13 protein-coding genes, 2 rRNA genes and 2 pseudogenes are annotated in these 20,438 nt (G+C 39.6%); 11 read left to right on the top strand and 6 right to left on the bottom strand.

What is annotated here, in order from left to right; translation table 11 throughout:
- Positions 1–34 precede the first annotated feature (34 nt).
- Together D2C72_06175 and rrf are read left to right on the top strand one after the other, a co-directional pair.
- Positions 35–2,923: ribosomal RNA gene (locus D2C72_06175) — 23S ribosomal RNA — on the top strand.
- 237 nt (positions 2,924–3,160) lie between these two features.
- Positions 3,161–3,278 (top strand): 5S ribosomal RNA (rrf, locus tag D2C72_06170).
- A 201-nt stretch (positions 3,279–3,479) separates the two neighbouring features.
- Here the strand turns inward: rrf and D2C72_06165 are convergent.
- The gene (locus D2C72_06165; GenBank protein ID QEF43850.1) at positions 3,480–4,358 is read right to left on the bottom strand and encodes a YihY family inner membrane protein; all 879 of its coding nucleotides are present in this window, start codon (positions 4,356–4,358) and stop codon (positions 3,480–3,482) included.
- Positions 4,358–5,205 (bottom strand): annotated as a pseudogene (locus D2C72_06160) (biotin synthase). Before D2C72_06160 ends, D2C72_06165 begins: the two are co-directional and overlap by 1 nt.
- Before the next feature lie 131 nt (positions 5,206–5,336).
- On the opposite strand from D2C72_06160, the gene D2C72_06155 reads away from it, so the two are divergent.
- From D2C72_06155 to D2C72_06145, 3 genes and pseudogenes are all read left to right on the top strand, one after another.
- Complete coding sequence (locus D2C72_06155; protein ID QEF43849.1) at positions 5,337–7,964, top strand: restriction endonuclease; 2,628 nt, start codon at positions 5,337–5,339, stop codon at positions 7,962–7,964.
- Positions 7,958–9,661 (top strand): annotated as a pseudogene (locus tag D2C72_06150) (site-specific DNA-methyltransferase). Before D2C72_06155 ends, D2C72_06150 begins: the two are co-directional and overlap by 7 nt.
- A gap of 122 nt (positions 9,662–9,783) precedes the next feature.
- Complete coding sequence (locus tag D2C72_06145; protein ID QEF43848.1) at positions 9,784–10,647, top strand: DNA/RNA non-specific endonuclease; 864 nt, start codon at positions 9,784–9,786, stop codon at positions 10,645–10,647.
- A 275-nt stretch (positions 10,648–10,922) separates the two neighbouring features.
- On the opposite strand, the gene D2C72_06140 is transcribed toward D2C72_06145, so the two are convergent.
- Genes D2C72_06140 through bamD form a run of 3 tightly spaced genes read right to left on the bottom strand, consistent with a single transcriptional unit; the run spans position 10,923 to position 14,940 of the window.
- Positions 10,923–11,750 carry a prephenate dehydrogenase gene (locus tag D2C72_06140; GenBank protein ID QEF43847.1) on the bottom strand — a complete coding sequence of 276 codons (828 nt, stop codon included), beginning with the start codon at positions 11,748–11,750 and terminating at the stop codon, positions 10,923–10,925.
- Positions 11,751–11,758: 8 nt separating this feature from the next.
- Positions 11,759–14,236, bottom strand: a complete 2,478-nt coding sequence (gene lon / locus D2C72_06135) for an endopeptidase La (GenBank protein ID QEF43846.1) — start codon at positions 14,234–14,236, stop codon at positions 11,759–11,761.
- Between the two features lie 41 nt (positions 14,237–14,277).
- Positions 14,278–14,940, bottom strand: coding sequence for an outer membrane protein assembly factor BamD (gene bamD, locus D2C72_06130; GenBank protein QEF44198.1), 663 nt, complete (start codon positions 14,938–14,940; stop codon positions 14,278–14,280).
- Positions 14,941–15,360: 420 nt separating this feature from the next.
- Here bamD and fliW point away from each other — a divergent pair, with 420 nt between their 5' ends.
- Positions 15,361–15,750, top strand: coding sequence for a flagellar assembly protein FliW (gene fliW, locus D2C72_06125; protein ID QEF44197.1), 390 nt, complete (start codon positions 15,361–15,363; stop codon positions 15,748–15,750).
- Here fliW and D2C72_06120 read toward each other — a convergent pair.
- Positions 15,711–15,884 carry a flavoprotein oxidoreductase gene (locus D2C72_06120; protein QEF43845.1) on the bottom strand — a complete coding sequence of 58 codons (174 nt, stop codon included), beginning with the start codon at positions 15,882–15,884 and terminating at the stop codon, positions 15,711–15,713. The genes fliW and D2C72_06120 overlap by 40 nt on opposite strands.
- 47 nt (positions 15,885–15,931) lie before the next feature.
- On the opposite strand from D2C72_06120, the gene fabZ reads away from it, so the two are divergent.
- Genes fabZ through mreC form a run of 5 tightly spaced genes read left to right on the top strand, consistent with a single transcriptional unit; the run spans position 15,932 to position 20,410 of the window.
- A complete protein-coding gene (gene fabZ, locus D2C72_06115; protein QEF43844.1) occupies positions 15,932–16,411 on the top strand; it encodes a 3-hydroxyacyl-[acyl-carrier-protein] dehydratase FabZ in 480 nt (159 codons plus the stop codon).
- Positions 16,412–16,413: 2 nt separating this feature from the next.
- Complete coding sequence (gene lpxA, locus D2C72_06110) at positions 16,414–17,226, top strand: acyl-[acyl-carrier-protein]--UDP-N-acetylglucosamine O-acyltransferase (GenBank protein ID QEF43843.1); 813 nt, start codon at positions 16,414–16,416, stop codon at positions 17,224–17,226.
- Position 17,227: 1 nt separating this feature from the next.
- Positions 17,228–18,574, top strand: a complete 1,347-nt coding sequence (gene clpX / locus D2C72_06105; GenBank protein QEF43842.1) for an ATP-dependent protease ATP-binding subunit ClpX — start codon at positions 17,228–17,230, stop codon at positions 18,572–18,574.
- Between the two features lie 42 nt (positions 18,575–18,616).
- A complete protein-coding gene (locus D2C72_06100; protein ID QEF43841.1) occupies positions 18,617–19,660 on the top strand; it encodes a rod shape-determining protein in 1,044 nt (347 codons plus the stop codon).
- A gap of 3 nt (positions 19,661–19,663) precedes the next feature.
- Positions 19,664–20,410, top strand: a complete 747-nt coding sequence (mreC, locus tag D2C72_06095; GenBank protein ID QEF43840.1) for a rod shape-determining protein MreC — start codon at positions 19,664–19,666, stop codon at positions 20,408–20,410.
- The last annotated feature ends 28 nt before the right edge of the window (positions 20,411–20,438 follow it).

Below are 20,438 nucleotides of genomic sequence, written 5' to 3'. Positions count from 1 at the left end.
AAAAGGGCGGGTTTTAAAGGATATTTTAAAATTTAAAACAAGCTTTTAAGAGCAGATGGCGGATGCCTTGCCAAAGAGAGGCGATGAAGGACGTACTAGACTGCGATAAGCTATGCGGAGCTGTCAAGGAGCTTTGATGCGTAGATGTCCGAATGGGGCAACCCAACTAATAGAGATATTAGTTACTCTAATTATAGAGAGCGAACCTAGTGAAGTGAAACATCTCAGTAACTAGAGGAAAAGAAATCAACGAGATTCCCTAAGTAGTGGCGAGCGAACGGGGAAAAGGGCAAACCGAGTGCTTGCATTCGGGGTTGAGGACTGCAACGTCCAAGAGAACGCTTTAGCAGAGTTACCTGGAAAGGTAAGCCATAGAAAGTGATAGCCTTGTATGCGACAAGGCGTTTTTAGGTAGCAGGATCCAGAGTAGGCCAGGACACGAGAAATCCAGGTTGAAGCCGGGGAGACCACTCTCCAACCCTAAATACTACTCTTTGAGCGATAGCGAACAAGTACCGTGAGGGAAAGGTGAAAAGAACCGCAGTGAGCGGAGTGAAATAGAACCTGAAACCATCTGCTTACAATCATTCAGAGCCCTATGATTTATCAGGGTGATGGACTGCCTTTTGCATAATGATCCTGCGAGTTGTGGTATCTGGCAAGGTTAAGCGAATGCGAAGCCGTAGCGAAAGCGAGTCTTAATAGGGCGATCAAGTCAGATGCTGCAGACCCGAAGCTAAGTGATCTATCCATGGCCAAGTTGAAACGCGTGTAATAGCGCGTGGAGGACTGAACTCGTACCCATTGAAACGGGTTGGGATGAGCTGTGGATAGGGGTGAAAGGCCAAACAAACTTAGTGATAGCTGGTTCTCTTCGAAATATATTTAGGTATAGCCTCAAGTGATAATAAAAGGGGGTAGAGCTCTGATTGGGCTAGGGCTGCTCGCCGCGGTACCAAACCCTATCAAACTTCGAATACCTTTTATCGTATCTTGGGAGTCAGGCGGTGGGTGATAAAATCAATCGTCAAAAGGGGAACAACCCAGACTACCAAATAAGGTCCCTAAGTTCTATTCTGAGTGGAAAAAGATGTGTGGCTACTCAAACAACCAGGAGGTTGGCTTAGAAGCAGCCATCCTTTAAAGAAAGCGTAACAGCTCACTGGTCTAGTGGTCATGCGCTGAAAATATAACGGGGCTAAGATAGACACCGAATTTGTAGATTGTGTTTGACACAGTGGTAGAAGAGCGTTCATACCAGCGTTGAAGGTATACCGGTAAGGAGTGCTGGAGCGGTATGAAGTGAGCATGCAGGAATGAGTAACGATAAGATATATGAGAATTGTATCCGCCGTAAATCTAAGGTTTCCTACGCGATGGTCGTCATCGTAGGGTTAGTCGGGTCCTAAGCCGAGTCCGAAAGGGGTAGGTGATGGCAAATTGGTTAATATTCCAATACCGACTATGGAGCGTGATGGGGGGACGCATAGGGTTAAGCGAGCTAGCTGATGGAAGCGCTAGTCTAAGGGTGTAGATTGGAGGGAAGGCAAATCCACCTCTGTATTTGAAACCCAAACAGGCTCTTTGAGTCCTTTTAGGACAAAGGGAGAATCGCTGATACCGTCGTGCCAAGAAAAGCCTCTAAGCATATCCATAGTCGTCCGTACCGCAAACCGACACAGGTAGATGAGATGAGTATTCTAAGGCGCGTGAAAGAACTCTGGTTAAGGAACTCTGCAAACTAGCACCGTAAGTTCGCGATAAGGTGTGCCACAGCGATGTGGTCTCAGCAAAGAGTCCCTCCCGACTGTTTACCAAAAACACAGCACTTTGCCAACTCGTAAGAGGAAGTATAAGGTGTGACGCCTGCCCGGTGCTCGAAGGTTAAGAGGATGCGTCAGTCGCAAGATGAAGCGTTGAATTGAAGCCCGAGTAAACGGCGGCCGTAACTATAACGGTCCTAAGGTAGCGAAATTCCTTGTCGGTTAAATACCGACCTGCATGAATGGCGTAACGAGATGGGAGCTGTCTCAACCAGAGATTCAGTGAAATTGTAGTGGAGGTGAAAATTCCTCCTACCCGCGGCAAGACGGAAAGACCCCGTGGACCTTTACTACAACTTAGCACTGCTAATGGGAATATCATGCGCAGGATAGGTGGGAGGCTTTGAAGTAAGGGCTTTGGCTCTTATGGAGCCATCCTTGAGATACCACCCTTGATGTTTCTGTTAGCTAACTGGCCTGTGTTATCCACAGGCAGGACAATGCTTGGTGGGTAGTTTGACTGGGGCGGTCGCCTCCTAAAAAGTAACGGAGGCTTGCAAAGGTTGGCTCATTGCGGTTGGAAATCGCAAGTTGAGTGTAATGGCACAAGCCAGCCTGACTGTAAGACATACAAGTCAAGCAGAGACGAAAGTCGGTCATAGTGATCCGGTGGTTCTGTGTGGAAGGGCCATCGCTCAAAGGATAAAAGGTACCCCGGGGATAACAGGCTGATCTCCCCCAAGAGCTCACATCGACGGGGAGGTTTGGCACCTCGATGTCGGCTCATCGCATCCTGGGGCTGGAGCAGGTCCCAAGGGTATGGCTGTTCGCCATTTAAAGCGGTACGCGAGCTGGGTTCAGAACGTCGTGAGACAGTTCGGTCCCTATCTGCCGTGGGCGTAGGAAAGTTGAGGAGAGCTGTCCCTAGTACGAGAGGACCGGGATGGACGTGTCACTGGTGCACCAGTTGTTCTGCCAAGAGCATCGCTGGGTAGCTACACACGGATGTGATAACTGCTGAAAGCATCTAAGCAGGAAGCCAACTCCAAGATGAACTTTCCCTGAAGCTCGCACAAAGACTATGTGCTTGATAGGGTAGATGTGTAAGTGCAGTAATGCGTTTAGCTGACTACTACTAATAGAGCGTTTGGCTTGTTTTTTGCTTTTTGTATAAGATAACGACAATAGAGCGCGAATAAGTTACCACTGCCTTACTGAGTGTAAGAGAGTTGGAGTTTTATAAAGACTTTTATAGGATTGAACTTTAATGAGGAATGAGATACCATCTCAATGGTTTAAAGTTAAAGGCTATTAACGATCTTCTTTGTTAAAAAACAGCTCCCTATAAAGAGAAAGGGGAGTTAAGGGTAAATGTGTTTTATCTTTAGCTCCCTTTTCCTTGTGCCTTTAGAGAAGAGGAACTACCCAGTTAACCATTCCGAACCTGGAAGTCAAGCTCTTCATCGCTGATAATACTGCTCTTTTCAAGAGTGGGAATGTAGGTCGGTGCAGGGATAGGGAAATGTTTTTCAATCTTGCTTTTTATTTAATTTTATTATTGATTATATTTTAGTGCTTTATTTTTCTGTTGCTTTTTTATTTCTTTTGTTTTTAAATTTTTTAGTTTAGGTTTTTTTGGGGGGGTGTGGAGTGTGTGTTTAAATGGTTTTATGTGTTTTTAGATTTTTAGAACCGATCTAAAAGAAAACTTTTTCATCAAGTTTCTTTTTTAAAAAAGCCTAAAAATTTCTTAAACACTTCTTTAGGATCGAATGCATCACACACCTTGCACCCATACATGCCAATTAAAATCACAAGCCAGCTCACATACACCCAGCTCATCAAAAACCACAAAATAGAAACGCTCCCATAAAGCTCATGGTAAGTGCGATTATACAACACATAATAAGTGAAAGCCCATTTTAACACATGCCAAGAAACGCTCGTAAAAAACACCCATAAAAACACCCAAAAATAATGTTTAAACACCTTATTCGTGGGAATGGTAAAAAGGATCAAAAAAAACGCGTAAGTGCCTATCCATCTTAAAACATGCAACAAACTTGAATCTTTATCTTCAAAAAACACTTGGATCTTAATATCAAAAAACACCACCAAAGGCAGAGCGAATAAAAACACTAAAGTCGTGCCAAAACCCCAAAATAAAAAGATTTCTTTACCCTTAAAATGCGCATAATCTCTAGGCTTTGCATCAAAAATTTTTGATGCGATGGAGCGGTAGTTTTCACAAAAAAGCACCAACGCCACCACAATAGACACCTCTTCAAGCGTGCCTAAAGTCATGTCTGTTTTTTTAAAATTTTCTAAAAAATCCTTAATCGCGCCAATGAGTTTAGGGGCGTTAGGGAAAATCAAGGCTTCCATTTCACCGCTGTGCGCTTGCAAATAATGAGACACAAAAAGACTAAACACAAACAACAAAATAGGCGATAAAGACAAAATCGTATAAAAACTCAAGCTAGAAGCGTAGTAAAACAATTCGCTCAAGCCCAAAAAGGCGTTTTGAAAGTGCGTGGGGAAAATCATTCTAAGAAGGCGTAAAAACCCTCTAACGCTTTTAAAAAGTTCTCTCATTAATGACAGCTTGTCGCCATTGTCAAACCATAAGAGAGCAGTTTTTCTATATCTTTTTTAGGGGCTTTGCCTTTGGTGGTTAAATAATCCCCTAACACCACCGCATTAATGCCGTATTCAAAAAGCTTGGCTTCCTTTTTGTCATTATCTTTAAACACCACTTCACGCCCCCCAGCCACCATAAGCCTAGCGTTAGGCAAAAACTCTTTAGCCAAAAGCACGCATTCTAGGGCTTCATCCGCGCTTAAAGTTTCTGCATCAATGGGTAATACCGGGTTTTTAATGAAAAAATTAATCGGCGTGGTGTGCGGGGAGAGCGAAGCTAAGGCTCTAAGCATTTCAATCCGATCTTCCCAACTCTCATTAAGCCCAAAAATCCCCCACTGCACAAGCCTAACCCTGCTCTTAAAGCGTTTTCGCATGTGATAAACCTTTCTTCCCATGTGTGCGTGGAACAAATCTTAGGGAAGAAATTTTGCGAAGTCTCTAAATTGTGGTTATAGCTATGAATGCCCGCATCTCTTAAAAACTCCAGTTGATCTAAATCCGCACGCCCGCAGCATGCGATTAAATGCAAGCCCAATTCTTCTTTGTTGATGGCTTTAGCTAATTTAGCGATGTATTCGCATTTTTCATCGTCTAATTCGCGCCCTGAAGTAACCAAACAAAACCCTAAAGCCCCTAATTCCCTTAACGCTCTAGCCTCTTGTAAAACCACTTTTTCATCTTTGAATTTATAGCGCTTGATCGATCCTTGATGGTGTGAGCTTTGCGTGCAATAAGCGCAATCTTCCTTGCAATCCCCACTGCGCACATTGGAAATAGAACATAAAAAAATCTCTTGCATAATCATTCCTTTATTTTAAAAAAGTTGGTTTTTTGAGATTGATTATAGCAAAGAAAAAGAAGCGCTTTTTGATTTTAAGGGCTTTATTCCATTAAATATTAAAACTAAAACTTTGTTTGATTTTAATTTAATTGTTCGCTAGCGCCTCTAAAGTCAATCTCAAAACTTTACGCTATAATTTTCTCACTTTTTCATTAAGGGATTTCATGCAAGATTCATTCATTCAAAGTTACCCCCCCCCCCCCCAATCAGCGATAAAAGATCGCACGCCAAATAACGCGCCCAATGATAAAGAAATAGATCTACCCACCCACATCACCAGTAATTTAAAAAAAGAGCTTAGAGATTATCAAAAGCAAGCGATATATAATTATTTAGAAAAACGCCAATCCAACCCAACTCAAAAGCATTTCATGTTTGAAATGGCCACCGGTAGCGGCAAAACCTTAGTGATGGCGGGTTTGATTTTAGAATGCTACAAGCAAGGCTATCAAAACTTTATCTTTTTTGTGAATAGCGCCAGCATTTTAGAAAAAACGAAATTGAATTTTACAGACAGCGTTTCATCAAAATACCTTTTTAGCGAGAATATCAATATCAATGATGAAAACACAGAAATTAAAAGCATCAATAATTTAAACGAGAGTCATAACAACGCTATCAACATTTATTTCAGCACCATTCAAGGCTTGTTTTCACTATTCACTAGAGCTAAAGAAAACGCTATCACCCTAGAGGATTTAAAAGATCAAAAATTAGTTTTTTTAGCGGATGAAGCGCACCATTTAAACACAGAGACTAAAAAGAAATTAAATGATAGTGAGGCTAGTGAAAAACGCAATTGGGAAAGCGTGGTGAAATTAGCCCTAGAACAAAATAAAGACAATTTATTGCTGGAATTTAGCGCCACTATCCCTAATGAAAAAAGCGTTAAAGAAAAATATGAAAACTTAAAGGCGTTCACCTACACCTTAAAACAATTTAGCGAGGATAAATTTTGCAAAAACATCTACTCCTTTTCCTATGAAAACAAAGAATTAGAAACGCGCTTTTTAGGGGCATGCGTTTCCAGTTTGTATAAAGAATTACTAGCCCAACACCATAATATTGAAAACTTTAAACCATGTATTTTGTTTAAAAGCGAAAGGATTGAAGACAGCAAGGAAAATCAAGAGCGCTTCAATACCTTTTTAGAAAATTTAAGCCCTTTAGATTTGGAAAATTTTTTCAACTACAGCCGCAACGCTTTTTTTAAAGACGCCAAAAACTTTTTTGACAAGCAACATTACACCCCTAACCTTGTGGCATTCTTGCAGACGAAATTCAAAAAAAGCACCCAGATCAACACCAACAACGAAAAAGAATTAGAAAATCACATGCTTTTATTGAACTCCCTAGAAGACAGAGACAACCCTAAAAGAGTGATTTTTAGCGTGGATAAGCTCAATGAAGGCTGGGATGTGCTGAATTTGTTTGACATTGTCAGGCTTAAAAACAAAGCGAGTCAAAAAGACACCATTAAAGACGCCCAGCTCATAGGGCGAGGGGCGAGATACTACCCCTTTAGCTACAACGATTTCAAGCCAAACCGCATAGAGTTTTACCAACGCAAGTTTGATCTTTTTAACCCCTTAAGCGTGTTAGAAAGGTTAGACTACCATGCTGTTTATGACAGCGAGTTTATCGCTAAATTAAACAACGAGTTACAAGATTTAGGATTAGGATTCATTGAAAAGGAAAAAACAACTATCCCTTTAACGCCCACCAAGCGTTTCAAATGCTACTATGCGAGCAACACAAAAGACAAAAAGAAAAACCTCTTCAATAAAGACTATTCAGACCCTGTTGAAGCCACACTCAAAAGTTTGCATGTCCCCTTATTTGCTTTTAATGTGCGTGAAAAGAAAGTGGATTTTAAAGAAGAAAATAAAGGCGATAAAACTTATTATATACCCCACACCTTAGATAAAATCCCTATAAACTATTTTTTAAAAGCCCTTAATTTAAAAAACCTGGATTTCAAAACGCTTAAAAAAGCCTTTAAAAAACATGCCTTTAACAATAAAGTGGAATTTATAAAGGAATATATTTCGCCATTAAAAACAAACTTCCATAAAAGCCAAAAGTTTGATAACAACGAAATCCTTTTAAAGCTCGCTGTTTATATCATTGAAAACTTAAAAGACACGCTTTTAAAAGAGCAAGATAAACCTAGCGTGAGCGCGTTAGAATTGAAAGAATTTGAAACGCATAATAAAAGCCTTAGCGCTAGCGAATGGGAAAAAGACATTCCCTTTTACGAATGGCTGCTTTTTAAAGACATGCGAAAACTAGACAGCGATTTAGAAAGGGATTTTTTACATTTTATCAATAAAAATAAAGAGCTTTTAGACAAGAAATTCAAAGAATGGTGCGTTTTAAGGAACGATCATTTCACTGAATTAAAAGTTTTTTGCAATATAGAAAACAGCCCCTATTACGCGCAAGGTTTTGAGCCGGATTTTATCCTTTTTGCCCAAACGCATGAAGATGAATTTTTAGGCTTCACTTGTTATATGGAAGCTAAAGGCGAACATTTAGAGCATTCTAACGCTTGGAAAAAAGAATTTTTAGAAATGCTAGAGAACGCCACGCTTAAAAGCCATAACAAAAAACTCCATTTAAAAGGCCTGCTGTTTTTCACGCTCCATAATAATAAAGCAGTAAATGACGAATTTGCAACCGCTTTCAATCAAACTTTTAAGGACAAAGAATGTTAAAAACCCCACTCAAAACCCTAGTAGATATTTTAATCCATCATTTCACTAAAGAACGCTTAGAAACTTTAATCCTACAGAATGATGAAAAGCTTTTAACTTTCATGCTTGAGCATGAAAACGCTAACGACTACAAAAACGCTTTTTTTAAAATGATCGCCAACACGCTTGTGTTCAATGAAAAAGCGTTATTAGAATGTTTAGAAATAAAAGAATTAGAAAAATCTTTCACACGATTTAAAAATAAAATAGGTCTATATTCGCAAGGGGGTTTGATAAAATCCAGCGAATTAGTCGTTTTGAATTTCCCTTTTAAAGACAATGTTTTACTCGGTAACGCTAAAGACAACAGCACCAAATCTAAAGAGTGTTTTTACCATGAGGTATTGCATAAAAAAGAAATTGACACGCTTTTATGCAAAAAAGCGTTGTGTCATTTTGAAATGCATGGAGAAGGAGATTTAGAAAGCGCTTTAAAAGACAAGAACACGAACTACCTTATCAAAGGCAATAACTTGATCGCTCTTCATTCTTTAAAAAAGAAATTCGCTAAACAAGTGAAATGCATCTACATTGACCCTCCTTATAATACCGGTAATGACAGCTTTAATTACAACGATAATTTTAACCACAGCTCTTGGCTAGTGTTTATGAAAAACAGGCTTGAAGCGGCTAGGGAATTTTTAAGCGATGATGGGAGTATTTATATTAATTTAGATTATAATGAAGTGCATTATTGTAAGGTATTAATGGACGAAATTTTTAAACGAGAAAATTTCAGAAGTGAAATTATATGGAGAATGGGTTTTTTATCGGGCTACAAAACGGCTGCAAAAAAATATATAAGAAACCATGATACAATTTTATTTTATTCTAAAAGTGATAATTATCTTTTTAATAAGACTTATATAGAAAATAAAGATTTTTTACAGCTATTAACAAAAAATGAAGTGCAAAATGCTTTTAAAAAATTTTCTTTTCCACAAGAAAAAGTAGATGATTTTTTAACTTTTATAAATCATGAAAATAGAGGTGAAAAATATCCATTAGAAGATACATGGAATAGTAATAAGTGGGATAAATTAAATTCAATTGCTATTGATAGTTCAGTTTCAAGAGTTGATGAAACTATAGTAATTGATGATGAAAATTTTAAAGGTCAAAAACCAGAAAGTTTAATTCAAAGAATCTTAGAGGTTTCTACCAACGAAAACGACCTCGTGTTAGACTTTTTTGCTGGGAGCGGGACGACTTGCGCGGTGGCGCACAAAATGAAACGCCGCTACATTGGCATCGAGCAAATGGACTATATAGAAACGATCACCAAAGAAAGGTTAAAAAAGGTCATAGAGGGCGAGCAAGGGGGCATTTCTAAAAAATGCGGTTTTAAAGGGGGCGGGAGTTTTGTCTATGCTGAATTGAAAGAAGTGAATTTAGAAATTAAAAAACAAATCCTTAACGCTAAAAGTAAGAGCGAATGCCTAAAAATCTTTAACGATCTTAGCGAGCGTTTTTTAAAACGCGCCGATTGTAAGATTGATGAAATTGATAGCGGAGAGTTCCAAAAATTAGATCTCAATGAACAAAAAAGGATTTATTGCAAGCTTTTTGACTCTAACGAAGACTATTTGAACTTGGGCGATATTGACGAAGACGCATGGGGGATAGATGATAGCACTAAAAAATACAATGAAATTTTTATTCTTAATTTACGCGCACCACTTAACGCATCAAAACGCTACACGCTAGGCTATTTAGTGGGTAAAAACAAACGATTAAAAATATTGTTGTAGTATTCAAGCCAATCAAAAAGGAGCAAAACATGAAAACCTTTAAAAACCTGCTCTGTTTTAGCCTGATTGCTATGGGTTGGCTCCAAGCGGACATGCTGGATAATTTCACTAAGGCTATTAACAGCTACACCACTAAAAAGCTTAATGAAATCAAGGATCAAGTCAATAACGCTAACCCCACTAAAAATCGCAATACCACTCATAACGCTAATGGCATGCTCACTAACATTGATTGTAAAGTCTTAAAAAATAACTTCTATTCGGTGTGTTATTCTAGCGAGTTAAAAAACCCTATTTATGGCGTGAGCGTGTTGTTTGGGGATTTAGTGGATAAAAATAATATTGAAAAACGCTATGAGTTTAAGCCGGACACACGATTAGCCAAATACCAACAAGCCACGACACAAGATTACACAAGAAGCGGTTTTGATAGGGGGCATTTTGTGGCGAATGACGCTTCTTTTGATTTTGCGTCTAACCCTTTAAGAGAAACTTACAGAATGACTAATATCACCCCTGAAGCCAAAAACACCAACAGGCATTCTGTTTTATCAGTAGAAAAAGAGGGCCGTAATTTGGCTAGGAAATACTATCAAGTTTTAGTAGAAGAACTTACCATCATCAAACAGGGCTATAGGACTTTTAGCTCTAAGAATATCGCTATCCCTAGCGGGTTTTGGTACCACTATGATATAAGCTTAACGGATAGCTATGAAAACGCTAAGAGCGAATGTTTTTATATCCCTAACGACAACCAAAAATATCCCTTACAAAAAATGAGAAGAGATTGTAAAGAATATGAGCGGGTTGAAAAGCAAGTGGTTTTTAAGAACGATAAAAACGCTGAGTTGAATGAATTGCCTAAGTATCTTAACAACGCTAAGAAGTATTAAAACCGCCCTTAAAATGCCTATAAAAACGCCGGTATTTTTGATAAAAAGGTTTAAGAAATCAAATCCCTAAACGGCTAAAATTTGTTTTTGTTGGAAGCGTTTCATAAGATCTGAATTTAAGATAATCTCTTATAGTTGTTTGCTGGTTTATTAGATCAATCCATGCAATCCACATGAAACAGCCTATAAAGACAATCCAAAAACACCCCATTTTGCTTCTAGCAACTCTAAAAACAACGATACGCGAATTTTAAATCATTCTGCATCATTTTACTTTACATGAACTCCTGGAGTTTGTTCGCTTGCGCCATCCATTCTGCAAGGCTTTCATAATCGTTATTTTCTATCCAAGCCTTAGCTTGCGCGATTTCTTTTTCGCATTTTTTAATCGCTTCTAAGACATTGTCTCGGTTTTGTTTGAAAATATCTTTCCACATTAAAGGCGAGCTTTTAGACAAACGGCTCATATCCCTAAAACCCCCACCCGCTAAGGATAGAATCATCTCTGGGTCATTTTGCTTTAAAACGCTATTAGCTAGAGCGTAGCTCAAAACATGGGGTAAATGGCTGATATAAGCCACATGGGTGTCATGCTCATTGGATTTCATTTTGATCAAGCGCGCTTTAATGCCTAAAAAGATTTCTTTAGCGATCTCTACTTGCTCAGTTCCTGAATCTTCTAAATCGCACAATATCACAAGAGCGTTTTCATACAGCCCCTTAACGCTTGCTTTAGGGCCATAAAACTCTGTCCCGCACATGGGGTGCGCGGCGATGAAATTCTTACGAATGCTTTTAGGGATATTGTGAATGATTTGCGCTTTAGCGCCCCCTAAATCAATAATCGTTGCGCTTTTTTTAACGGGAGTCATTTTTTTCAAACATGCAATGATGCCCTCAACCGGAATGGCCAAAAAAATCACATCGCATTCTAAAATCTTTTCAAATCCCACGCACTCATCTACAAGCCCCAAAGTCAAAGCCAATTTAGCATGCAAAGCGTTATGATCATAGCCTATAACGCTTTTAAAACGCCCCCATTCTTGCAAGGCTAGCCCTAAACTCCCCCCCATAAGCCCTAAACCAATAATGCCTGCTTTCATGCCAAGTTCTAAAGTAAGGTTTTTTCTAGCACTTCAGCGATGTTTTTCACCGCAACGATGTTTAAATTCTCTCGCACTTCAGCAGGGATCTCGTCTAAATCCCTTTCATAATTTTTAACGGGAATGAGAGCGGTTTTAATGCCGGCTTTAAAAGCGGCGATCAATTTTTCTTTCAACCCTCCTATGGGTAAAACTTCCCCGCTCAAAGTCAATTCGCCCGTCATCGCCACTTCGCTTCTTATAGCTCGGTCGCACAAAATGCTCGCCATCACGCTCGCCATAGCGATCCCAGCGCTCGGTCCGTCTTTAGGCGTAGCCCCCTCAGGGACATGCAAATGCAAATCATAAGCGTTATAAACTTTCAGCACTTTTTTCTTTTTCTTACCCTCTGCATCGGTTTCGCTAGGGATTTTAGGCGCCTTTAAGGTTTCGTTATCCAATAAGACTTTGACAACAGAAAAGGCAATAATAGCGGATTCTTTCATCACATCGCCTAAACTCCCAGTGAGTTTTAATTCCCCCTTACCCCTGATCTTAACCGCTTCAATTTTAAGCACATCACCGCCTACTGGAGTCCATGCCAAACCATTGACAATACCGATTTTATTTTCTTCATCTATGGGGTCAATTTCAAACACCATGCGTTCTAAATACTCTTTAAGGTTATTAGGCGTGATAGAGACGCAGAAATCTTTACTCTCGCTTTTTTGATTTTCGCTTTTTTGATCTTCGCCTTTTTTGGTCCGCCCTTTTTTGTGCGGGTTATCTTCTAGGTATTTTAAAGCTACTTTACGCATAATCGTTGCGATCTGTCTTCGTAAATCCCTAACGCCCGCTTCTCTGGTGTATTTTTCAATAATGAGTTTCAAACACTCATGGCTAATATCCACTTCGCTAGGCTTTAAGGCGTGCTTTTCTAATTCTTGGGGGATGAGATAGTTTTTAGCGATTTCTTCTTTTTCATTAGGCGTGTAGCTGGACACACTGATAAATTCCATTCTGTCTTTTAAAGGGGCCGGGATTCTGTCAATATTGTTAGCGGTAGCGATAAAAATCACTTGCGATAAATCAATGCTAAAATTCGCATAATGATCCCTAAAAGCGGTATTTTGCTCAGGGTCTAAGATCTCTAATAAAGCGCTCGCTGGATCGCCCCTAACGCTTCTATCCACCTTATCAATTTCATCTAAAACCATGACCGGATTCATCTTTTTGGCTTCAATAAGCCCTTGGACAATGCGCCCGGGCATTGAGCCTATATAAGTGCGTCTGTGCCCTCTTAATTCATTCACATCTTCTAAGCCCCCTAAAGCGATCCGAACTAAAGGACGCTCTATCGCTTTAGCGATGGAATTAGCCAAACTCGTTTTACCCACGCCAGGAGGTCCATAAAAGCATAAAATCGTGCCTTTAGCTTTGTCTTTTTTTTCTGGTTTTTTCTTGTGGCGCATTTCTAAAAGCTGCATGGTGGCAAAGTATTCTACAATACGCTCTTTAGGCCTTTTTAAGGAATAATGATCGTTATCTAGTTGCTCTTTGACATGCTTAATGTCAAGCGCTTTTTTTTCATATTGCCCAAAAGGCACATCTAACATGGTTTCAATGTAATTTTGTAAAGTCGCGCTATCCGAGCTGTCCGCATGGGTTCGGCTTAATCGGTCAATTTGCTTTTTGATTTCCTTAAACGCTTCTTCTTTTAAAAAAGGCTTGATGCTTTCTAGTTTTTGGTAATATTGGTTTAAATCTTCATCTCGCTGTTTGTCTGTGCCAAGCTCTTTTTGGATTTGTTTGAGCTGCTCTTTTAAGAAATATTCCTTATTGGTTTGCTCCATTTTTTGATGGACTTTGGATTTGATTTCTTTTTGGAGCTTTTGGGTTTTAGTCTCTTCTATCACAATATCAATCAAATCCAACAAGCGCTGTTCGGTGTTGTTGTTGGCAAAAAGAGAATACGCTTGATCTTTTTTTAAATGCAAGGCCGCTGCGATTAAATCAGCGATGCGGTTAGGATCGTCATTGTCTTCTAAAGCCTTGATCAAATCCGGAGGAAAGAGTGAGCTGACATTGGCTAGAGTGATCACCTTTTCTTTTAACACTTCCACGATCGCTTGAATGTTTTCTTTATCGTATTCTAAATATTCAATGGGGCTTATTTGAGCTTCTAAAAAGCCTTGCTCGTTTTCTTTAGCAGGCTCTAAAATACGCCCCTTAGCGATGCCATTAAAGAGCAATTTCACGCGCCCATTAGGCATGTTGGCTTCACGCATAATAGATCCAATCACCCCCACATCATAATAAGGGGCTTCATTGTCATTCAATTTGTCTTTTTGGCATGCAATAAAGACTAACGATTTGTTGTTTTTAGCGTAAGCTACCGCCTTAATGCTGGCGTTATTTTGCAAAAAAATAGGGGCTATCATAAAGGGGTATAAAAAAGTGTCTTCTTCTACCAATAAAGGCAGAATTTTAGGAAAATCTTCAGTCATTTTTCATCTCTCTGTTATAATGTGTATGGTTTTGAAATATCCTACCAATCAAAAATTAACACATACCAAGGCATGTGCGATGGTTTGGGTTTAGTCTCTTTTTCTAAAGTCTCATCTATCCTTTCTAAATAGCGTTTCACGCCCTCAGGCTTGTGGCGTTTTTTATAGACATTCGCAATCGCGCGATTGAGTTCGTTTTGCCCTAAAATGAATTTGATTTGCATGTATTCTACATAGGGGCGGTAACGGCTGTTAGGGTATTTTTCTATAAATTCGCCTAAACTCACAATAGAATTAGAGATAAATTCCTGGTCTTTAGAATGGTTTTTGAAAGCGTAATAATGCGATTGCAATTTTAAAAAGGTCAAATAATCCACATTGTCTTTCGTCCCAAAGCGCTTGATGTATTCATCAAAGTAAAAAGACGCTAAAACATACTCTTTCTTTTTCATGTGCGCTTGCCCTAAAGCTAGCATCGCTTCTGGGACAAGGGGGGAATTGATGTGTTCGCTTTGTAAAGAAGAATAGTAATTGTCCGCTGTTTCTAAATTAGCAAAAAGGATTTCTCTCAAAATCCCTTGATACCAAAAGATCGCCGGTTTGTTGTATTCATCTTTTTTTTTCTTTTTGTTCGCGCAACCGGTACCTATCACAATAATCGCCATTGCGATAAAAAGGAAAGTTTTAAAATGTTTTAAACGCATGCCACCTGTCTTATAAAGATTAAATTTTTTAGAAATAACTTTCATTACGCTCAAATTTATTTTTTCTTCGCTTTCTTAATTCCGTTGTATATTTTAAAGACCATTTCTCCAATCATACACACCGCACCAAAAAGATGCCACCCATCGCTAAAATGAGATTTACTAGGATTATTTTTCTTGATTTGTGGTTTTATTTTGCTCATTCCTCAACTCCTTGTTGTATTTTATAATGATTCAGTTAAACTTCCATCATGGTTAAGTTATTGGGATTATATCCAAAACTAGCAAAAATTGATTTTACCAAAATTGTTTGATATAATACAGAGTTTAGTTTAGAAATCATTGAGCGCTGGTTTTAAGGCGGTCTTTTATTCTTTAAGGAGAAGATTTTGTGCTTTTTTAAAGGGAATGCAATCGCCTATGATTTTTGATGTGAAAGTGCCTATATTAGGGTTTGAAACCATTCACAAAATGCGCTTGCAAAAGGTTGATGAAATCTTTTTGCGTTTGAATAGCACAGAAGAGAATTCCGTGGTGTCTTTCACGCTGGTCAATCCCTTTGCTTTAAGAAAATACGAATTTGAAGTGCCTACCCCCTTAAAAATCCTTTTAGAATTAGAGGGAGCCAAGAGCGTTCTAGTCGCTAATATCATGGTGGTTCAAACCCCCATTGAGCTTTCCACCGTGAATTATTTAGCCCCTTTAATTTTCAATTTGGACAAGCAACTCATGGGGCAAGTGGTTTTGGATTCTAACAAATACCCACACTATCATTTAAGAGAGAATATTCTAAGCCACACGCATGAATGATGTGCAAGCGGTGCATGCGTGGTGTCTGAATAAAGCGTTTCTTTAAGCTTATGGCGCAATGCATCGGTGTTTTTGCAAATACAAGCGAGCGGTTTTCTTATGGTATAATAGCGGTTATTTTTTAGAATAACCAACGCTAAAAATAGCGCTTTAATTGATCCAAAACAAGGAGTTTATTTTTATGGAACAAAATCATCAAAACTTACAATCTCAATTTTTTATAGAGCATATCTTACAAATTCTACCTCACCGCTATCCCATGCTCTTAGTGGATAGAATTACAGAGTTACAAGCCAATAAAAAAATTGTCGCTTATAAGAATATCACTTTTAATGAAGATGTGTTTAACGGGCATTTCCCTAATAAGCCCATTTTCCCGGGCGTTTTGATCGTAGAAGGCATGGCGCAAAGCGGAGGGTTTTTAGCCTTCACTAGCTTGTGGGGGTTTGCCCCTGAAATAGCCAAAACAAAAATCGTGTATTTCATGACGATTGACAAGGTTAAATTCCGCATTCCTGTAACCCCAGGCGACAGATTGGAATACCATTTAGAAGTCTTAAAGCATAAAGGCATGATCTGGCAAGTGGGCGGCACGGCTCAAGTGGATGGCAAAGTGGTCGCTGAAGCCGAATTAAAAGCCATGATCGTAGAGAGAGATTAAAAATGAGTAAAATTGCAAAAACAGCCATTATCTCTCCTAAAGCAGAGATTGGCAAGGGCGTAGAGATTGGGGAATTTTGCGTTATTGGGGATCATATCAAACTCAATGATGGCGTGAAACTCCATAACAATGTAACCTTACAAGGGCATACCTTCATTGGAAAAAACACCGAAATTTTTCCTTTTGCCGTGCTAGGCACACAGCCTCAAGATTTAAAATATAAGGGCGAATACAGCGAACTGATTATTGGAGAAGACAACCTTATTCGGGAATTTTGCATGATAAATCCCGGCACTGAAGGGGGGATTAAAAAAACCATTATTGGGGATAAAAACCTGCTCATGGCTTATGTGCATGTCGCTCATGATTGCGCGATTGGCAGTCATTGCATTTTAGCTAATGGCGTAACTTTAGCAGGGCATATTGAAATAGGCGATTATGTCAATATTGGCGGTCTTACAGCCATCCATCAGTTTGTGCGTATCGCTAAAGGGTGCATGATAGCCGGTAAGAGCGCTTTAGGCAAAGATGTGCCGCCTTATTGCACCGTAGAGGGCAATCGCGCTTTTATTAGGGGGTTAAACCGCCACAGGATGCGCCAATTACTAGAGAGTAAGGATATTGATTTTATCCATGCGCTTTATAAGAGGTTGTTTAGCCCCGTCCCCTCCTTGCGAGAGAGCGCTAAATTAGAGTTAGAAGAGCATGCCAATAACCCTTTTGTGAAAGAGATTTGCTCTTTTATTTTAGAGAGTTCTAGGGGCGTGGCGTATAAGTCAAGCGAATATTCTAGCGAAGAAAAACAAGAGGAATAACATGAACGAAACGCTTTATTGCAGTTTTTGCAAAAAACCAGAATCAAGAGATCCCAAAAAACGCCGCATTATTTTTGCGAGCAATCTCAATAAAGATGTGTGCGTGTGCGAATATTGTATAGATGTGATGCATGAGGGATTGCACAAATACGACAGAGTGGATTCTTTATTAGCGCTCAAAAGAGAGCGGTTGAGGAGAATGGAATCAAGCGTTCAAGAAGAAGAGTTTTTGCTCTCTCACATTCCAGCCCCTAAAGAGCTTAAGGCGGTTTTAGATAACTATGTGATAGGGCAAGAGCAGGCCAAAAAGGTTTTTTCCGTAGCCGTGTATAACCATTACAAACGCTTATCTTTTAAAGAAAAACTCAAAAAACAAGACAACCAAGACAGCGATTTAGAGTTAGAGCATTTAGAAGAAGTGGAGTTGAGCAAGTCTAATATTTTACTAATCGGCCCTACAGGATCAGGCAAGACTTTAATGGCGCAAACTCTGGCCAAGCATTTAGATATTCCTATCGCCATTAGCGATGCGACTAGCCTGACTGAAGCGGGTTATGTGGGCGAAGATGTGGAAAATATCCTTACAAGATTGTTGCAAGCGAGCGATTGGAATGTCCAAAAAGCCCAAAAAGGCATTGTGTTTATTGATGAGATTGATAAAATCAGCCGTTTGTCAGAAAACCGCTCTATCACTAGAGATGTTTCTGGCGAGGGCGTTCAGCAAGCGCTATTGAAAATCGTTGAAGGCTCTTTAGTGAATATCCCCCCCAAAGGCGGCAGAAAGCACCCTGAGGGCAATTTCATTCAAATTGACACGAGCGATATTTTATTCATTTGCGCCGGAGCGTTTGATGGGTTAGCTGAAATCATTAAAAAACGCACCACGCAAAATGTGTTGGGTTTCACTCAAGAAAAGATGAGCAAAAAAGAGCAAGAAGCGATCTTGCATTTAGTCCAAACCCATGACTTAGTAACTTATGGGCTTATCCCTGAGCTGATTGGCCGTTTGCCGGTTTTAAGCACGCTAGATAGCATCAGTTTAGAAGCGATGGTGGATATTTTACAAAAACCTAAAAACGCCCTCATCAAGCAATACCAGCAACTTTTCAAAATGGATGAGGTGGATTTGATTTTTGAAGAAGAAGCGATTAAAGAAATCGCTAAACTCGCTTTAGAGCGAAAAACAGGGGCTAGGGGCTTAAGGGCGATCATTGAAGATTTTTGTTTGGATATTATGTTTGATTTACCCAAGCTTAAGGGATCGGAAGTGCGTATCACTAAAGATTGTGTTTTAAAACAGGCTGAACCTTTGATCATTGCTAAAACGCATTCTAAAATTCTTCCTTAAGGAACACGCTTATAAATTTAACGATAAAGGATTAGAAAGGGCATGATTTTTAGCAAATTAATCGGTTTGTTTTCGCATGATATTGCCATAGATTTAGGCACGGCTAACACGATCGTGTTAGTCAAAGGGCAAGGCATTATTATCAATGAGCCTTCTATTGTGGCGGTGCGCATGGGATTGTTTGATTCTAAAGCTTATGATATTTTGGCAGTGGGGAGCGAGGCTAAGGAAATGCTAGGCAAAACCCCTAACAGCATCAGAGCGATTCGCCCCATGAAAGATGGCGTGATTGCCGATTATGACATTACCGCTAAAATGATCCGCTATTTTATTGAAAAAGCGCACAAACGAAAAACATGGATTCGCCCGCGCATCATGGTGTGCGTGCCTTATGGGTTGACAAGCGTGGAAAGGAATGCGGTTAAAGAGAGCGCTTTAAGCGCGGGGGCTAGAGAAGTCTTTTTGATTGAAGAGCCTATGGCAGCTGCGATTGGAGCAGGCTTGCCAGTCAAAGAGCCTCAAGGGAGTTTGATTGTGGATATTGGTGGCGGCACGACTGAAATTGGCGTGATCAGCCTTGGGGGGCTAGTTATCTCTAAAAGCATTAGAGTGGCTGGGGATAAATTGGATCAAAGCATCGTGGAATACATCCGCAAGAAATTCAATTTATTGATAGGGGAGCGCACCGGCGAAGAGATTAAGATTGAAATCGGTTGCGCGATCAAATTGGATCCGCCCCTAACGATGGAAGTGTCAGGGAGGGATCAAGTGAGCGGGCTATTGCATACGATTGAATTGAGCTCTGATGATGTGTTTGAAGCCATTAAAGATCAAGTGAGGGAAATCTCTAGTGCTTTAAGGAGCGTGCTTGAAGAAGTGAAGCCGGATTTAGCTAAAGACATTGTGCAAAATGGCGTGGTGCTTACCGGCGGTGGGGCTTTGATTAAGGGCTTAGACAAGTATTTAAGCGATATGGTTAAACTCCCTGTGTATGTGGGCGATGAGCCTTTATTGGCGGTAGCCAAAGGCACAGGAGAAGCCATACAAGATTTGGATTTACTCAGTCGTGTGGGTTTTAGTGAATAATGCATGCGTTTTTATTTTAAATTCCTTTGGCTTTTAGGGATTTTTCTTATTTTTTATTTTTTAGATTTTAAGGGTAGCTCTTCTTATATCAGCGACCGGATTAAAAACGCCTTGATGAACGCTAAAAACAGCTTATTAGACAACATTCAAGCGTATTTTTTTCAAGCCAAAAACATTAAGGAGTTTCAAAAAGAACGCTTAATTTTAGAAGCTTTAAAACTAGAAAACGCCGATTTGAAAGAGCGTTTGAGTAGCGTTTATCCTTTAGAAAATCCAAAAATGATCTATTCCCCCACTTTTATGACTTCATTCATCAGTTTAGAAGACACGCACAGCGTCTCTCTCAATCCTATTACGAATTTAGAAGAAAACAAGATTTATGGCCTTGTTTCTCACAACCAAGCCATAGGCATTGCGGTGCTAGAAAAAGGGCGCTTGAACGGGTTTTTGAACGCTCACAAGCGCTGCGCCTATAGCGTGATGATAGGCAAAAATCAGGTGCTAGGCTTCATAGGATCTAATTTTAGGCAAGAATTGGTCGTGGATTTTATTGTCCCAAGCGCTGAAATCAACATAGGCGATCAAGTGCTAACGAGTGGGCTAGACGGGATTTTTGGAGCGGGGGTGTTTGTGGGTGAAGTTTCAAGCATTGAAGATCATTACACTTATAAAAGCGCGGTGTTGAAAAACGCTTTTTTAAGCGATGCCAAACTTTTAAGGCATGTGTTTTTAAGCGATGTGAAAAACTAGCGCTCTATTCAAGGCTATTCAAGCGCGT

Origin of the sequence: Helicobacter pylori (assembly GCA_008032955.1) — a bacterium.
Taxonomy (GTDB): domain Bacteria; phylum Campylobacterota; class Campylobacteria; order Campylobacterales; family Helicobacteraceae; genus Helicobacter; species Helicobacter pylori_DC.
The sequence above is the reverse complement of the archived record's forward strand: the minus strand, read 5'-3'. Positions and strand labels throughout refer to the sequence as shown.